Here is a 16,123-nt window from a genome sequence, read left to right on the forward strand (position 1 = left end):
GGGCCTATACCGAAAAGAATGACGGGTGCCTTTCCTGCCGTCCGTTATTCGTCGTGTTTCGGCCGGGCGCCATTCAGGCGCCCGGCCTCCAGATGTTGCGCATCGAGTATAGCTGCCCGCGCCTGGAGCAGGTGATATTTCATGTAGCTCGCCGCGGAATCACTATCTTCGATGCTGATCGCGTTGAATATCCGCGTATGCTCTTCTACGACACGCAGACGCCGCGCCGGTGCGCGTTCCCTTGCAAGCTCTAGCCCGATATTCATGGTTTCCAGAACTGGCCGGCGAAGGTCTCTCAGCAAGACGGGAAAATATTCATTGCCGGCGGCAATCGCGATTGCGTCGTGAAAGGCAATGTCCTGTGACTGGCCCAGTTCACCCCGCATGATCGCTTCGTTCAGATCGTCGATCGTCTGCCGGATTGCCTCAAGATGTCCGCGCGAACGTCGCAGCGCGGCAAGCCGCGCAGCCTCGACTTCAATGACGATTCTCGGCTCGAAAGAACGTACATAACTGGATAGGCTAGCCGCATCGGCCAACTCCGTCAGCCTCATGGACGGCTTCGTCGAAACGAACGTGCCGATACCCCGCCGCGATTGGACCAACCCATCTGTAGATAGGCGTAAAAGCGCCTCGCGGACCACGGGTCGCGACACATCGAAGGCGAGCGACAGTTCCGCTTCTGAAGGAAGCTTGTCGCCCTCCGTGAATTTTCCGGACGTAATCTCAGAAAGGATTTGTCCATACACGGTATCAGCGAGTTTCTCTTTTCTGGCGGGTGTTACGGTGATCTGAGACATGCCCGTACCTTAGCCGAGTTTTGTATTTGGAGAAACGGTGATGTCACGTTGTTTGGCTGAAGCCGGACGAAGCGCTTGCCGTTGATCTCAGGTAGCTGTGCCGGTTACGGCCTTCCACTGCGCGATTGCCTGGATCTGATGAAGGTGAATGGCGAGGGCGGAGTGCGTCTGGTGCGGCGGGACGAAAAGATTTCTAATCGCTGAAAACACCGAGATAAATCGTTGCAAGCCGCCGGCGGATCGGAAGCCTTGCATCACCCGCTCTCGTTTTCGCAGCGGCAGGTGTGAATTCTCCGCGCGATTGTTCAGCCCCTTGTGCGATCGGTGTTCGACGGTAGGCATCACATCCCGCTTTGCCGCTCCATATGAGCGCAGTTTGTCGGTGATGATCCGCTTCGGCGTGAGGCCTTGCTGCTTCAGTAGCCTGACCAGCAATCGCTTGGCAGTCTTGGTGTCGCGACGGGGCTGTACGATTTCGTCAAGAACATAGCCGTCCTGGTCGACGGCGCGCCAAAGCCGGTGTTGTCGACCGCCGATGGAGATCACCACTTCGTCCAGATGCCATATATCCTTCCGGCAAGGCTCCTTTCTGCGCAACCGCTTCGCATATGCCCAGCCAAATTTGCATCCCCAGCGCCGGATCGTCTCATAGAAATAACGTGACATCACCCCGCAGGGAGCCCATTGTGATCCCCCACCGGCGCACATGCATGCTGAAGTAACTTGCCAGTGAAAAGCTACGCCGCGGCCCGCTTATAGGTTGCGGGTTTGCCGACATGAGGCTTGCTGAACCTCCAATCCGGAAGCGTCCGATCAGGGATGCAAGCCGCTGACTGATCTGTGAGAGGCTCTGCGCTGAGGCGTTGGTCTCTTCCATCAACGCGGCATTCTGCTGCGTGATCTGACCCGCGTCCGATATTGCTCGTTCCGAACGAGGTGAGTTGAACATGAACTTGCGCGAGCGGAAAAGCGTGATCTGGAGGGTGGCAGCGGGCTTTTTTGGCGCCATTTTGCTGTTCAGCACGCCTGCCTCACAGGTCGCTGCCCACGCGTGGCCGTTGGCCGGCATCGCTTCCGTAGCAAACGGAGGCGGCGATCTTCACTCGACGCACATAATGACCCTGGAGCGCCCGCACATTGACGCCTGATTGGGGGCGTTGAGAGTACGGTTTGTTTCCCTGACAGCAAACGGACAGCTGGAAGATTTTATTGCTCGGGCGCCCAGTTGGGCTTAGAGCAAAGGACCGAATGATCATGCTGAAACTGATTACCGCAGTCGCAATTGTCGCTTCCATCCCCGCGCTGGCGCTCGCCAGCCCGAATTGCACCAAAGAGCCGAAGTCGAAGTGGATGTCGGAGGACGCCATGAAGGCGAAGATCGATACCCTTGGCTATAAGGTCAAGACTTTCGAAATCACCGGCAACTGCTACGAAATCTACGGCAAGGATAAGGACGGCAAGCGAGCCGAGGTCTATTTCAATCCGGTATCCGGTGACATCGTCCAGAAGGGCGATTAAACGATGACGGCGATCTCACCGAGGAAGGAGGGCTTATCGCCCTCCGACGCCGCGCCAAGGAGCGTCAAAGTCTGGGACCCGATCGTCCGAATTTTTCATTGGACCATTGTCGCAGCTTGCGCGCTCAACTTCTTTATCCTGGAGGAAGGGAAATACTGGCATCGCGTCACGGGATACGTGGTCGCAGGGGCGATCATAATTCGACTTTTTTGGGGCTTCGTTGGTACAAAGCATGCGCGATTCGACGATTTCTTCCCGACGCCGCGGAGGCTGAAGGAGCAAATTGGCGGCATCATCGAGAGCCAGGAAAAGCGATACCTTGGACACAATCCGCTCGCTTCGATCATGATGTTCTTGCTCATCGCTCTTCTTGCGGCAACGGCCGTGACCGGATGGATGACGACATTGGATGCCTTTTGGGGCGAAAAATGGCTTGAGCGATTGCACGGAACGATTGCCAACAGCATTATGATCCTCGTCTTTATCCATGCTGGCGCTGCTATCGTGGAAAGCTGGAGATATCGAGAGAATCTCGTCTGGTCGATGATTACAGGTCGAAAGAAGGCATGAGAATTCTGCTCATCGAGGACAGCGCCCGGCTTCGTGGGCTTGTTTGCGAGGCCATCCGGAATGAGGGCTGGAAGATAGACGCGTTCGCGACTGCACAGGATGGACGTATAGCCCTTCGAGAGGGGGAGTACGACCTGCTTCTCCTGGACCTTGGTCTTCCTGACGAGGATGGCATCGACGTCCTCAAATCGCTCCGGGAGGCTGGCAGTCAGACGCCAGTGCTCGTTCTGACTGCAAGAGCTGCGATCGACGAGCGGATAGCCGGACTTGATGCGGGCGCTGACGACTATCTGGCCAAGCCGTTCCACAATGGCGAACTGACGGCCCGGATACGCGCACTTATCCGGCGATCACCCGTCACCTCTATGCCAGTGCTGGAATACGCCGCGCTGAAACTCGATGTAGCGTCGCGTCAGGTGATCTGCGCGGGCAATGAAGTCGCTCTTGCCCCGTCGGAAAAGGGCTTGCTCGAATTGCTGATGCGCAACGGTGGAAAGGTTGTCGCCAAAGCAAAGATCGAGCATGCGTTCTCCGAATTTGGCGACGAGAGAAGCAGTAATGCCGTTGAGTTGGCAATATCCCGTCTTCGGAAGAAACTCGAGAGCCACAATACCCACTCGTCAATCGAGACGATCAGAGGTGTAGGCTATATGATGCGCGAGGTGCGTGATTGAGCCAGTCGCCCCCGACGCTCGGAGCCATTCTCGCTCGCCGGATCACATTCTTCGCGATCTTCGCCATGCTCCTGCAACTCGCCCTCGTCTTCTCGGATTACTACTGGAATGTTGGCGAGCTGTCGCGATTGTTCGTTGAGCAGGAAACAGAGCGATTGGCGGCCGGGATCGCAGTGGAAGGTGCTAGCGTCCGTTACCGCCTTCCCGACACTGTACAGCAGCGTTACCGAAAAGATGAAACCGGTTACGTTGCCCGCATTCGTGCGGCGGACGGTACGCTGGTGTTCCAATCATGCGACGCTGCCTGTGAGGATCGCTTCCTTCCTAAGGATGTGAACCCGCCAGACTTCTGGTTGAGGTCTTTGGCACCGGGAAAGCCTTTGTCGCTCGTCGGCGGTCAAGCATTCGTTATTGGCACCCAGCGTTTCCTCGTCGATATTGCGACGATCGGTGATCCCGCTGACGTCATGTCCGACGTCCTCTGGAATGAGATAATTGGACACCTGATCGTGCCCATGAGCATCCTCCTGGTTCTCGTGCTTGGTGGAACCTTGCTGTCCGTCCGTCAGGCACTGCGGCCAGTCCGAGCTGCCGCAGACGCTGCTGACCAGGTTGATCCAATGGATTCGCGATCGCATTTGAACTTCGATCAAATGCCGCGGGAGGTCGCCCATCTTGCGGCCGCCGTCAATCGCGCCTTCGAGCGGGTCGGCGCGTTGATGAGGTCGCAGAAGGTCCTGACATCCGGGATCGCCCACGAAATCCGAACACCGCTTGCAGCCTTGCAGCTGGAACTCGCCCAGATCGATCATCCCCGCGCGAGGAGGGCCGAAGCCGACCTTGAGGACCTGGTGAACTTCGTCGCTCAGATAACCGCGCTCGCTCGGCTTGAAAGCGTCGATCACGGCATGTTCGAGGAGGTCGACCTCGTGGAGCTATCGTCGTCCGTGGTAGCGCAGCTCACTCCTTGGGTTTACGAAAACAATCATTCGCTAGGGTTCTTCAGCCAAGTGGAAAGCAGCATGCTCAGGGGCGCGCCTTCGCTTCTAAGAGACGCGCTTCGGAATTTGATCGAGAACGCAGTCAGGCACACAGTTGATCGCACAGCAGTCATCGTCCGTGTGGGCAACGGCATCATTGCGGTCGAGGATCGGTCCCCCGAAATCCTGCCGCGTAACGAAACGGTATCGGGGTCCAGTGATAGCCTTGGTATCGGACTGAAGATAATCGAACGCATAGTAGAAATACATCAAGCGACGTTCTCCAAATCACGGTCGAATTCCGGACACATCTTCGAGTTGGACTTCCGATGAAACAGTGAGCTTCGCGGGACTGGCATTTAATGTGAGGGCCTGGCTGCCGGATGCCGAGCTAATCCATGGAAGTAATTCGTCGATCCGGCCCTGCTCCTCACCGTTGACGATGGCCGTGAGCGTGTTGGTCAGGTCGGCAACCAGATCGACTGAATAAAGCTGCAAGTCTCAATCGCGAAGCGATAGTTGCCCAATTCTCCGCTCCACCGTGGTGAGCTCTCACATGCCCCCGCTCTACAGATAAACAACAGCCCAAAGCCGCCGCTCGCCGGGTGTTTCAGAATTCCCATCCTGAGGATCATTTAGGTTGAGTTGAATCAAGGCATCGGCGGCCCACCCTGCGAGACTGGGTCAAGTTCCGAAAAAGGGAAAGCATAATGCTTGTGCAGGATTTCATGACGCTGACACCGATCCGCGTGTCGCCGGACACGAGTATCAACCACGCCATTCAGTTGATGCTCGACCACCACGTCAGCGGGCTTCCGGTGGTCGGCGATGACGATCGTGTTGTCGGCATGCTCACCGAAGGCGACCTATTGAGCCGGAGTGCGTTTAATGTCGGCTCGGAGCCTCTCCCGGAAGGTTCTGACGGTGCCTTCTTTGAAAATTATGTTCGGACACATGGAACGACCGTAGGCGATTGCATGACAAGAGAGCTCATTTGCATATCGCCAGAACAGCCGCTTGCCGACGCCGCTGTTCTCGCGCGAAGCCACAACATCAAACGTTTGCCGGTGATTCAATCGGGCAAGCTCGTCGGGATCATCAGCCGGCGCGATATCCTGCGAGCGATAAAAACGGACCGCGATGTCGTGGCGAAAGGGGATGATGCGCTGCGCCTGGCTGTTGCGACCCGACTGCGAGCAGAACTTGGCCTTGAAGCTGGTCGGCTTAAAATGGACGTCAAAGATTCGATTGTCGAAATTCTCGCTCCTGTTCCGTCTGCTGCGCAAAAGCGTGCGATACGGGTGGTGGCCGAGAGTGTGGCCGGTATCGCCGGGGTGAGTTTCCGGGATCATGAGAATGCAACCTCAAGCGTATGACACTGGACATCGATTTGGGCCGGGCGGAGGCATTACTGTGCGTATTGACGCTCATCACCTGCAAATCCAAACGGTTCGCTTTCACCGACCTGCGCGACACCGGTACCGATCTGGAGATCAGGTCCTCGCAGTTGCGAGCCTACCAGCAGGGGTGTTTATCGATATCGATGAATTTGGAATGCGCTACGCCCTCGACGCCAGTGCGATCCGGGACCTGAGAATCCTGTTCGGGTCTCGTGCAACCAAGCAGGAACTGCTCGCCAATGCTCGTCGTCCGAGCCGCATCAGGTAAATCGCCGCTGAACATGCTCCCTCGGAGGCACTCCGATGAGACCGGGGAAATCAGACGGACGAGAATTCCGGCAACCGAGCGAGTATCATCATCTTAAAAGACATCGACGCGGGCGCGCGGTTCAGCACGTCTCGCCTGGATCCGAGAAACGAGGTCGGCAATGCGGCGTAGTCGATTTGATCGGTTCCTCTTTGATCTAGAGAGAATGTCGTTCCGTTGGCTTGGCCCTATCCTGTCGGTCGCCTGCATACTCGTCGCTGTCGCCGGCGAGCTGTGCAAGCATTCCCGGTACCGAAATCGGTAATCGTGTCCTGGTCACTAGCGATGCTGAAGATGAAGGTGTCGGCGCCCGCTCCCCCGTGAGGGCGTCGTTTCCGGATCCTCCTGACAGGAATTCTCCCTCATGGATTCCCTCGGGACGTTGGACGGGAGGGTCAGCAAGTCGTTGGCCACTTGCAAGCGCATATTCGTCGGGCTCGTCTGATAAGCATGCGGATGTGAGCGATGGTTATTCAGGCTTCTGCTGAAGCGATGGATTTCTCGAAATCCTTGGCCAGCCTGCGGCATCGGCCCAGCCACGCAAACGTCCGTTCGACGACCCAGCGGCGCTCGCGACCTTGCAGGCCCTCCGCGACGACGGTGACTGCCTATTGGACCAACCCCTGGATGAACCGATCGACTGTCTGGGTGTAGCTCCCTGGTTTGCCGAGATCCTCGTTAATCGCGGAATGGCTTTTGGCCACCGGCAAAACTCCGGTGCGAACTCCGACCGTTCCGGCCCTGGCTTCAAAGCCTTCTGCCTGAGCACAGGATGTGCGACGTGTTGACGAACATACAAGCAGCATCGGTCGCGCTGCGGGCCGGAGTTGGGCGCTCGGGGATGCGCGCAGCCAGAAAGCCGGATCGTTGCCGAATGCCCTGTCGTACAGCCGCGGATGCGAACCCTTCATGATTCCCGTCACGTCGTAGGCCGCGCTGTCTAACGCGACCGTACCGCGCCATAGTTGCGCACCGACACGCGTTGCCATATTGGGATCGGCGGAAAGCAACATCACCAGATGCGCGCCGGCCGAATGCCCCATCAGAACGAAGCGGCGGGGATCGCCGCCGAGGCTCCGCACTTTTTCCTGGGCCGTGGCAAGAGCCTTGACCACATCCTGTGCCTGCACGAGCGGATCAGCTTCCGGCAGCAGGCGGTTGTCGACCGAGACGAAGATGAAGCCTTTCGGAAGCCAGTAGGCGACTTTGTTGTCGACAACGCGGGAAGTCGATTTGGAACCGATGGCCCATGCTCCGCCGTGCACCATGAAGATGACGGGAGCGTTTGCGGCACCGTCCGGCACGTAGATGTCCATCCGCTGCTTCGAATGACTTCCATAGGCGATATCACGGTAGACCCTGGTTTGCGCAGGAAGCGCGGCTTGCGCACCCGCAGGCTGCCCTGAATCCTGCGCTGCTACGGCGATGGCCGACCGGCAGCCGTCAGATAATTGCGTCACGTTTTGGCGAAGGCATTGGGCGATGGCGCCTCCGCCGGGCCTGGCCCCAGGGCACACTCTCGCAACGTCTGCGCGGCAGGCCTGCACCAGTGCCCGGCGTTCTCCCCTACCCAGTTCCTGAGATTGCGCTTCAGGACCAGCAAAGCCGAAAAGGGCTCCAACAGAAAAAACAATCATAGCCCATGTTAAATTTCGCATACCCTGCTCCGCCGACAATGACCTTTCCGATTTATACGTATGGCAAGCTGCCCTCCTACGCGGTGACGAAGAAAAGCCACGGAGCGAGCCATCAATCAGTGCTCAGCGTAGGAGCGTGCCGCTTCGTTCGTATGAGCAGCATAGCTGGGCGTATAGCAACGATATGCTTCGCTCGGCTACCCTGATGAAACCAAGGACGATTCAAGATGAAATATGTATCACGACTTGCAATCATGCTGATTGTCACAGCCCCACTGCTGGCGATCGCTGGTCCTGGCAATGCCGAGGAATGGACACGCTCGACGGCCCGCGGCGGGCAAATCACCCGCACCGTCAGCGGTGAGGACGGTCGATATTCGGGAACCACAACCCGCACGGGCGCCAATGGCGCGACATACACATCGAGCGGCCAATGTGCTTCAGGCATCGTCGACCGCTGCGCCCGGAGCTACTCGGCAACCGGACCGAAAGGAACCACCGTGACGGGCAAGCGGGCGACCGCGGTCGGACCCTGGCGTGTCCGTACGGCAAGCAGCATCACCGGCCCGGAGGGTAGTCGGCTTCTGACGCTACGCCGTACCGTACGCTAGTCAAACTTGGAGGGCGCTAAGCGAACAGGCGACAAAGCCGCCGCCGATATCGATCGATCGCTCATGCTGGCGATCGCGGCGGGGCGTCAGCACGCACTTGCACAACTCGTCGAGCGCCACGGCAAGGGCCTGACGGCCTTTGCCCGGCGCTACCTGGGCAGCTCGCGTGAGGATGCCGAGGATGTCGTCCAGGAAGTATTCTGGACCGTATGGCGCAAGGCGGCCCATTTCGATCCGGACAGGGCACAGGTCACGACATGGCTGTACAGGATCGCCGCGAACCGCTGTATCGATGTTGGACGACGAAACGCGCTGCTGCGCTTCGTCGGACTGGATGCGATGCCCGCCGACCCGAGCTTAGACGAGCCCGACGCCGAGGTGAGAGTCTCCGGACGGTCGGAGCTGAACCTGGCCCGCAAGGGCATACTCGACTTGCCGCGGCGCCAGCGCATGGCGCTGCTCCTGCGCGCGGTCGCCGATCTCGACGTTGCGGAAATCGCACAGGTGATGGGAACGACCGGCGGCTCGGTCGAACAGCTTCTGGTCCGCGCGCGACGCGCGTTGCGGGAGCATATGGCAAAGGCAGGCAGCGGAGTAAGGCTATGACAATGACTGACGAGGAATTCAAGAAACTCAAACGCCGTTTCGGCGACGACGTATCGACCTGGCCGGCGCCATACCGCCGGTTGGCGGAGAACCGCCTGGATGAGAACCCGGTCGACAGCCTGGTCCGCGAAGCTGCCATCGATAAAGTCGATGACAACCTTCTGGCCCGGAAGGTGCTCGACGGGCTCGGCGGGCACCGGAACCCGAGATCGAAATGGCTGTGGTCGGCTTTTGCATCGCCCCGCCTGGTGGCCACTGCTGCGCTCATACTGACAGGAGCGGCGCTGATGGGTGGATACCAGTTCGCCAGGGTAGAGGGACGTTCCGTCGAAGCGTCCTTGTTCGCGGTTGCGGCCGGCGCGCCGACGACATTCCTGTTTGGCGATGAATTCGATCGTCCGGAGAGCAGCCTATGACACGTTCCGGCATGTTACGAACCGCTGTTTTCGTGCTGCTCGCCATGTCGCTTGCCGGCAACTTCTTCACGATCGGCTACCTCGCGCATCGATGGCAATCCGGCCCCAATGTTCTTTCCATGGCTCTCGCAGCGCGCTATTCTCCCGAGGTGCAGCGTGCATTCCGCGAGGTTTTGCGAGAAAACAGATCAACCGTGCGCGCGGCATTGGCTGAACTGAGGACGGCGCGTGACGCCCAGGAGGCTCTTGCCAGGCAGCATCCGGTCGATGAGGTGGCCATGCGCGCCGCGATGGCCCGGGTCCGAACCAAAACCGCGGGACTTCAATCGATATTGCAGGACTATCTCATGATGGCGCTCAGGAACGCAGAACCTCCCGCAAAAGACGACCGAAAAACAACCGGATAAGCACATGGAACGCAAATGGCTTCGCGCGGAATCGACGATGTTGGTTTCATCGGAGGGCGGTTGGGCGTCCGGCGGAGATCAAGATATATCCCCCATTCGGAGATTCCGCACGCGATGGCCACGCATTTCCCTATCGAGGCGTGGACATCTGGAGGAATGACATTGTCCGTTTCCTCGACCAAAATTGCGGAACGATGGAGGACGGCTTTGCATCTGGGTCAGCCAGATATCAATAGCCAACTTTCCGCGTCATCAGTCTTTTCGAAGTTGCTGGTGATCTGGCCACATCGTCGGATTTGTCTCCGGTGACCGTATTCCAAGACTGCCGCACGATAGAATGAGATGACATGGGACGCGAGGCAATCACACGTGTGGAGATAGGCGGCGAGGTAGGTGATGTCCTCGCTCTGCTCGAAAGCACAGAACTGATCTTGCGTGGCGACATCCGCCGACGGTTCCCGCGCGACCGGCTTGTGAATGTCCACGTGGATGGGTCGGCGCTTTGCTTCACCTGCAATGGCGAATCTGTTTCCCTGCATATGGGCGCCATCGGAGCAGAGAAATGGAGGAACGCGATTGCCACTCCGCCGCCGAGCCTGCGCGCTAAACTGGGGCTGAAGAGGGACGCAAGGGCATTTCTGATCGGCCCTTGCGACGATGGGGCGCTCGCTGACGCCCTGGAAGGCGTGTTTACGGACGATGTCACTAAGGCCGCGATGATAGTCGCCCGCATCGACGGGCCCGATGATCTGGCGGCGGCTCAGGCGGCGCAGGCAAAATGTCCGGACCTTCCGGTCTGGGCGATTTATCCAAAAGGAAAGAATGTCCGCTATGGAGATGGGCCTATAAGGGCCGCGCTGCGCGACGCAGGGTATCGCGACTCCAAGTCCTGTGCTGTGTCTGAGCGGCTGACGGCCACCAGATACAACCCGGAGCGACCTTAGAAAGCTGCGTTACTGCTACCGGCCAGCGAACCACATGAATTGTGGAAGACCTTTTAGGTGCCAAAACCACGATATCCGCGCAAAGGCGCATTGGAACGTTGTGACGACCGCGCGTACCTACGTCATCAACAAACACCGCGTTCGGGGCGGCAATGGAACATTGTGGCACCGCATGCACCAGAGCTGTCAACGCGTAGCGTGTGCAGCTACATAATGTGGGCGAGTGCAATCGCGTCAGCTACATCCTCGGAGCGCTCATCCAACATCGACGTTGCCACCCTAATGTTGTTGCTGTGAGCAATGCAGAATTTGCTTCCCGAGTTGACCGCAATGTTCCGGGCAGCGAGCGTAACCATTGCAAAGGGCTCAGAGACCACCGGCACCCACAAAGATAACCCGTCTCCATCTTCGATGGTTAGGCCGCGCACGCGCAGAGCGCTAGCGAGCATATCGCGTCGTTTTTTATAGATAGCCCGGGCAGATGCGATGCCTTCCCAAGTTTCCGGTTGGCGCAACAACCATGCGCCGGCGGCTTGAAGAACGCGGCTGGTCCAGGCGGCACTAAAACTACGATAAGACTGGATCTGTTCAACGATTGCTGCTGTGCCTGACAATACGGCCAAACGGAGATCGGGGCCGAGCGTCTTGGAAAACGAGGTAATGTGAATGACCCTATCGGGAAACTGCGTGCCAAGCGAATGACGCTCAACCCCCGAAATATCGGACATGCCATCATCCTCAATTATGAGGGTGTCGCTGTCACGTAGTACTTCAGTCAGTTCGCCCAAACGTTGCGGCGTCACTGTCCGGCCGGTCACTGAATGCAGCCGCGGCTGAAACAGGAAAACGACCGGTTTGTAGCGCATCGTATCCTGGAGCGATGATGCCAGCGGGCCGTACTCGTCACATTTCACAGGTAGTATACGTGCACCCTGATGCTCAAGAATATCGAGGAGCCGCATCGCCGTCGGTTCTTCGATGGCGACAGGCGCGCCGGGCGTCACCAGCGCATGAATGGCGGTATACACTGCATTATAACCGCCGTTGGTCGCAAGCATCGCTTCCGGGTCATAGGGCCATGTCTTGCGTACTTCGGCCTCCAGCTCCGGCAGGATACGGCTGCGCTCATAGCTGTTGAGGTTCTCTGCGGAAGCCCCGTATGCCAGCGCCTTCTCCAAAGTCGGCAGCAGCCTTGGGTCCGGAACGGCCATCGTCAGGTCGAGCACATCTGCACCGTAGTGGCCGGAACTCGCAAGGCGCTCTGGCTTTGCGATGAAGCGGTCACCACTGACCCAGGTGCCGTTTCGGCCCCTTCCTGAAATGATCTTTTGCCGTCTGAGTTCGCTCCAGGCTTCCGAAATCGTCGCCGGGCTGACACCGAGCGAAAAAGCGAGATCACGGATCGGAGGCAGCTTGGCGCCTACGGGAAGCGCCCCTGCCCTGATCAAGGCACTGGTTTCCAACGCGATTCCGCGAATTGTTCGATCGCTTAATTTTTCGGCAAACCAGATCGAATCGTAGGTGTCGCTCATTTGCTCACCAAATTAAATGTTCAATAACGTAATAACATTTGATCACTACGATGTGAACATTTTAATCTCCCTTCATAAGCACTTTCTGACATGAGTATGTAGAATGACACTGGGCCTTCGAATTGCACTGCGTGACTGGGACTACATGACCCCGCTGATCCTCGGCGATGTCGCTTCCGACAAGCTCGACTTACGGGTGGACCGGATCGGAACGCTTGTGTCCCATCTCGGCAAGAGCCCCGACCACGAGGCTGCCGAGATTTCGTTCAGCCGCTATACCCAGCTTCGCCACGACGGCGATGACAGCGTCGTTGGCATTCCCAACTTCATCATGCGCGGCTTCCGCCATCGCTGCATCATGACCACTCGCGACAGCGATCTGACAACGCTCGGCCAGCTGGCCGGCAAACGCATCGGCGTCACCGGATGGCGCGACAGCGGCAACACGTGGACGCGTGCGGCTATCCGCCGCGAAGGCGTCGGGGTCAAGGATGCGATGTGGTATGCTGGCCGCCTGACAGAGGCACACCCAGTCACCGATCGCCTCGACGGCTTTGGCCAGCCCGGCCTGATCGAAGCCTGCCCCGGCGAACGCCCGATGGTAGACCTTTTGCGCGAAGGTGGGCTGGATGCGATCTTTACGCCCTTCATGCCCGATGGCTATTTCGAGCCTGGCTCACCGTTCCGTCAGGTGCTGGCCGATTTCCGCGCAGAAGAGCGCCGGTATTTCGACGATGTGGGATACGTTCCTGGCATGCACCTGATCGGCATCAAGGCTGACATCGTTGCCGAGAACCCGTGGGTAATTGCCGAAGTGAGCCGGCTCATCGACGAATCGCAGCGCATGTGGACCACCAAGCGTCGCAAATATGCCGAAACCACGCCATGGATGTTCGACGAGGTCCTGAAAACCTCGCGCGAGCTGCCCAAAGGCTGGGATGCCAGCGGATTTGCCGCCAACCGCAAGATGATCGACGATTTTGCCAGTGAACTGCACGCGCAGGGCATCATGAAGCGCCACATGGCGCCGGAAGAGCTTTTCGCATTCGATACGGATGGCAGCCGGATCTGACCGGCAGCTGTAACGTTACTCTCTCAAGAAACGTAGCTTTGTAAAACAAGGGGAATGACCATGTCGCATAAGAAACTCATCGCTCTCGCCCTCGCCGGCGTAGCACTTGCGGGCGTCGCCAGGGCGCAGGACGCATCCATCAAACTGGACGTCAACAAGGCGCTCCACGATCGCCTGCCGGAAGACATCAAGTCCGCTGGCAAGATGATCTCCGTCAACAACGGTTCGTTCCCTCCCTACGAAATCGTCACCGGCACCGATATGACAGGCGCCAGTGCCGACTTGACCGATGCGCTCGGACAGGTTCTCGGCGTCAAGATCGAGCATGCGACTGTCGGTGGTCTGCCGGCCCTGCTGGCCGGCGTTAACGCGGGTCGTTACCAGTTCGCCTTCGGCCCGATCGGCGACTACAAGGATCGCGAAGCAGCAAGCGACTTCGTCGATTGGGTGCAGGAATTCGTCGTCTTCGCCACTCTCAAGGGCAATCCCAAGGGCATTGGCTCGCTGGACACGTCCTGCGGCCAGCGCATCTCGGTCATGGCCGGCGGATCCGCCGAACGGGTGATCAAGGCACAGTCGGACAAGTGCAAGGCTGACGGCAAGGAACCGGTGGAGGTCCAGTCCTATACCGACCAGCCGGCATCGATCCTGGCCGTCCGTTCCAAGCGCGCCGATGCCTTCTTCTCCTCACAGGCGCCGCTGACCTATTTCGTCTCCCAGGCGAACGGCCAGCTGGAACTGACCGGCGTCGGCCAGAAGAACGGCTTTGAAGACATCTTCCAGGGCGCCGTCGTGCCGAAGGGCTCACCGCTCGGCCCGCTGTTCGTCGATGCCATCAAGGTGCTCATGGACAATGGCACCTATGCCGCGATCATGAAGAAATGGGGCCTCGAGAACAACATGATCAAGCAGCCTGGCCTCAACCTTGGCGGGCAGCTTCCCAAATGAGCACCACCAACAACAACAACGCAGCGCCTTCGGGCGCCGCGGACTTCCGCGATGTGGCGACGGCTCACACGCCTTTCCGGGCGGGCCCTCTTGCCCTCCGGATCGTGATTGCGCTGGTCGTCATCGACTTCGGCTGGATCGTTGCCGCTAATGAAAACTTCGGCTGGCCGGTTGTTGCCCAGTATTTCTTCGATCCGACGGTTTTGAGCGGTCTTTACGTCAGCCTTGGCCTCACCGTGATCGCCATGATCCTCGGTGTCGCGCTCGGCCTGGTGATCGCTATTGCCCGCATGTCAGACGACAAACTGGCGAGTTCGTTCGCCTCGCTGTTCATCTGGTTCTTCCGCGGCACGCCGCTGCTCGTCCAGCTGATCTTCTGGTACAACATGTCGACGTTGTTTCCGGCGATATCGATTTCACTTCCCTTCGGTCCGACACTCATCAGTTGGGATACCAATTCTGTGATCACACCGATGACCGCGGCGATCGTCGGCCTCGCACTCAACGAAGCGGCCTATATGGCAGAAGTCATCCGCGGCGGCCTTCTGTCGGTTGACCGCGGCCAGACCGAAACGGCGGAAGCCTTCGGCATGACCAAGGCGCGAGCCCTGCGGCGGATCATTATTCCGCAGGCGATGCGTTCGATTGTGCCGCCGACCGGCAACCAGCTGATCAGCATGATCAAGGCGACCTCGATCGTCAGCGTCATCGCCATGGCCGATCTGCTTTATTCGGTGCAATCGATCTATAACCGCACCTTTGAGATCATCCCGATGCTGCTGGTCGCGGTCCTCTGGTACCTGCTCATCACCTCGGTGCTGAATATCGGTCAGGGCTATATCGAAGCCTATTATGGTCGCAGCGACCGCCGCAATGGCGCCACGCCCAAGCTAGCAGCCGTCACAGAGGAGGCAAGCCATTGACCATCGTCGATATCACCAAGCCCCTCGTCCAGGCTCGTAATGTCCACAAGTCCTTCGACCGGCTCGAAGTGTTGAAGGGCATCGACCTCGACATTATGCCGGGGGAAGTCGTGGCCGTTCTGGGGCCGTCCGGCTCGGGCAAATCCACCTTCCTGCGCTGTATCAATCACCTCGAAGATATCCAGAAGGGATATATCGAGGTGGATGGCGAGCAGATCGGTTACCGCGTCAAGAACGACCGGCTGGAAAGACTGTCGCCCAACGGCATTGCCAGGCAGCGTCGAAAGATTGGCATGGTGTTCCAGCAGTTCAACCTCTACCCGCACATGACGGTCTTGCAGAACATTATCGAGGCGCCGGTCGGCGTTCACGGTCAGAGCCGCAAGGATGCCATCGAGAACGCCAAGGGCCTTTTGGAGCGCGTCGGTCTGTCGGAGAAGGCACATGCCTACCCGCGGCAGCTTTCCGGCGGCCAGCAACAACGCGTCGCAATTGCCCGCGCGCTGGCGATCAAGCCGAAGCTGATGCTGTTCGATGAGCCAACCTCGGCGCTCGATCCGGAACTGGTCGGCGAAGTGCTGGCGACCATGCGGGATCTGGCAAAGCAGGGCCTCACCATGATCGTCGTCACCCACGAGATCAGTTTTGCACGTGAAGCGGCCGACCGGGTGGTGTTCATGGACGGAGGGGTGGTCGTCGAACAGGGAAAACCGGGAGACGTGATCGGCAACCCGCAGCATACGCGCACGCAGGCTTTTCTGTCGCGCTTCCTGTAAAT

18 protein-coding genes and 3 pseudogenes are annotated in these 16,123 nt (G+C 58.7%); 14 read left to right on the forward strand and 7 right to left on the reverse strand.

Annotated elements, in window-relative coordinates; translation table 11 throughout:
* Positions 1-44 precede the first annotated feature (44 nt).
* The 3 genes and pseudogenes from MOV61_RS00110 to MOV61_RS00120 form a co-directional block, all read right to left on the reverse strand.
* Positions 45-800 carry a FadR/GntR family transcriptional regulator gene (locus MOV61_RS00110; RefSeq protein WP_065814815.1) on the reverse strand — a complete coding sequence of 252 codons (756 nt, stop codon included), beginning with the start codon at positions 798-800 and terminating at the stop codon, positions 45-47.
* Between the two features lie 87 nt (positions 801-887).
* Positions 888-1,451 (reverse strand): annotated as a pseudogene (locus MOV61_RS00115) (IS6 family transposase); the annotation flags it as partial.
* A complete protein-coding gene (locus MOV61_RS00120; RefSeq protein ID WP_247135066.1) occupies positions 1,447-1,824 on the reverse strand; it encodes a hypothetical protein in 378 nt (125 codons plus the stop codon). The gene MOV61_RS00120 and the pseudogene MOV61_RS00115, both read right to left, overlap by 5 nt.
* 227 nt (positions 1,825-2,051) lie before the next feature.
* Here MOV61_RS00120 and MOV61_RS00125 point away from each other — a divergent pair, with 227 nt between their 5' ends.
* The 5 genes from MOV61_RS00125 to MOV61_RS00150 all read left to right on the forward strand — a co-directional run bounded on the left by MOV61_RS00125 (position 2,052) and on the right by MOV61_RS00150 (position 5,918).
* Complete coding sequence (locus tag MOV61_RS00125) at positions 2,052-2,318, forward strand: PepSY domain-containing protein (RefSeq protein ID WP_247135193.1); 267 nt, start codon at positions 2,052-2,054, stop codon at positions 2,316-2,318.
* Positions 2,319-2,321: 3 nt separating this feature from the next.
* A complete protein-coding gene (locus MOV61_RS00130; RefSeq protein WP_247135067.1) occupies positions 2,322-2,888 on the forward strand; it encodes a cytochrome b/b6 domain-containing protein in 567 nt (188 codons plus the stop codon).
* On the forward strand, positions 2,885-3,562 hold the full coding sequence (locus tag MOV61_RS00135) for a response regulator transcription factor (protein ID WP_247135068.1): 678 nt from the start codon (positions 2,885-2,887) through the stop codon (positions 3,560-3,562). Before MOV61_RS00130 ends, MOV61_RS00135 begins: the two co-directional genes overlap by 4 nt.
* Positions 3,559-4,875: a HAMP domain-containing sensor histidine kinase gene (locus tag MOV61_RS00140; RefSeq protein ID WP_247135069.1), complete on the forward strand. Its 1,317-nt coding sequence runs from the start codon at positions 3,559-3,561 to the stop codon at positions 4,873-4,875. Before MOV61_RS00135 ends, MOV61_RS00140 begins: the two co-directional genes overlap by 4 nt.
* 377 nt (positions 4,876-5,252) lie before the next feature.
* Positions 5,253-5,918, forward strand: a complete 666-nt coding sequence (locus MOV61_RS00150; RefSeq protein ID WP_247135070.1) for a CBS domain-containing protein — start codon at positions 5,253-5,255, stop codon at positions 5,916-5,918.
* A gap of 804 nt (positions 5,919-6,722) precedes the next feature.
* On the opposite strand, the pseudogene MOV61_RS00155 reads toward MOV61_RS00150, so the two are convergent.
* The 3 genes and pseudogenes from MOV61_RS00155 to MOV61_RS30540 form a co-directional block, all read right to left on the reverse strand.
* Positions 6,723-6,821: pseudogene (locus MOV61_RS00155) on the reverse strand (transposase); the annotation flags it as partial.
* A gap of 36 nt (positions 6,822-6,857) precedes the next feature.
* On the reverse strand, positions 6,858-7,565 hold the full coding sequence (locus tag MOV61_RS00160) for an alpha/beta hydrolase (protein WP_247135071.1): 708 nt from the start codon (positions 7,563-7,565) through the stop codon (positions 6,858-6,860).
* Positions 7,566-7,709: 144 nt separating this feature from the next.
* Positions 7,710-7,907, reverse strand: a pseudogene (locus MOV61_RS30540) (cysteine rich repeat-containing protein); the annotation flags it as partial.
* Positions 7,908-8,113: 206 nt separating this feature from the next.
* Here MOV61_RS30540 and MOV61_RS00165 point away from each other — a divergent pair.
* The 5 genes from MOV61_RS00165 (at position 8,114) to MOV61_RS00185 (ending at position 10,870) form a co-directional block, all read left to right on the forward strand.
* The gene (locus MOV61_RS00165) at positions 8,114-8,497 is read left to right on the forward strand and encodes a hypothetical protein (protein WP_247135072.1); all 384 of its coding nucleotides are present in this window, start codon (positions 8,114-8,116) and stop codon (positions 8,495-8,497) included.
* A 63-nt stretch (positions 8,498-8,560) separates the two neighbouring features.
* The gene (locus tag MOV61_RS00170; RefSeq protein ID WP_247135073.1) at positions 8,561-9,103 is read left to right on the forward strand and encodes an RNA polymerase sigma factor; all 543 of its coding nucleotides are present in this window, start codon (positions 8,561-8,563) and stop codon (positions 9,101-9,103) included.
* Positions 9,100-9,519, forward strand: coding sequence for a hypothetical protein (locus MOV61_RS00175; RefSeq protein ID WP_247135074.1), 420 nt, complete (start codon positions 9,100-9,102; stop codon positions 9,517-9,519). Before MOV61_RS00170 ends, MOV61_RS00175 begins: the two co-directional genes overlap by 4 nt.
* The gene (locus MOV61_RS00180; RefSeq protein WP_247135075.1) at positions 9,516-9,926 is read left to right on the forward strand and encodes a periplasmic heavy metal sensor; all 411 of its coding nucleotides are present in this window, start codon (positions 9,516-9,518) and stop codon (positions 9,924-9,926) included. The genes MOV61_RS00175 and MOV61_RS00180 overlap by 4 nt, the downstream gene beginning before the upstream one ends.
* Positions 9,927-10,273: 347 nt before the next feature.
* Positions 10,274-10,870, forward strand: a complete 597-nt coding sequence (locus MOV61_RS00185; protein WP_247135076.1) for a hypothetical protein — start codon at positions 10,274-10,276, stop codon at positions 10,868-10,870.
* Between the two features lie 206 nt (positions 10,871-11,076).
* Here the strand turns inward: MOV61_RS00185 and MOV61_RS00190 are convergent, their stop codons facing one another.
* Positions 11,077-12,402, reverse strand: coding sequence for a PLP-dependent aminotransferase family protein (locus MOV61_RS00190; RefSeq protein WP_247135077.1), 1,326 nt, complete (start codon positions 12,400-12,402; stop codon positions 11,077-11,079).
* Positions 12,403-12,505: 103 nt separating this feature from the next.
* On the opposite strand from MOV61_RS00190, the gene MOV61_RS00195 reads away from it, so the two are divergent.
* Genes MOV61_RS00195 through MOV61_RS00210 form a run of 4 tightly spaced genes read left to right on the forward strand, consistent with a single transcriptional unit; the run spans position 12,506 to position 16,121 of the window.
* Positions 12,506-13,474, forward strand: coding sequence for a nitrate ABC transporter substrate-binding protein (locus tag MOV61_RS00195; protein WP_247035504.1), 969 nt, complete (start codon positions 12,506-12,508; stop codon positions 13,472-13,474).
* A gap of 60 nt (positions 13,475-13,534) precedes the next feature.
* A complete protein-coding gene (locus MOV61_RS00200) occupies positions 13,535-14,422 on the forward strand; it encodes an ABC transporter substrate-binding protein (RefSeq protein WP_040125861.1) in 888 nt (295 codons plus the stop codon).
* Entirely contained in the window at positions 14,419-15,345 is a 927-nt protein-coding gene (locus tag MOV61_RS00205) for an amino acid ABC transporter permease (protein WP_247135078.1), read from the forward strand. Before MOV61_RS00200 ends, MOV61_RS00205 begins: the two co-directional genes overlap by 4 nt.
* The gene (locus MOV61_RS00210) at positions 15,342-16,121 is read left to right on the forward strand and encodes an amino acid ABC transporter ATP-binding protein (RefSeq protein ID WP_247135079.1); all 780 of its coding nucleotides are present in this window, start codon (positions 15,342-15,344) and stop codon (positions 16,119-16,121) included. The genes MOV61_RS00205 and MOV61_RS00210 overlap by 4 nt, the downstream gene beginning before the upstream one ends.
* Positions 16,122-16,123 lie beyond the last annotated feature (2 nt).

The sequence above is a fragment of the Neorhizobium sp. BETTINA12A genome, from assembly GCF_023006485.1.
GTDB lineage: Bacteria > Pseudomonadota > Alphaproteobacteria > Rhizobiales > Rhizobiaceae > Neorhizobium.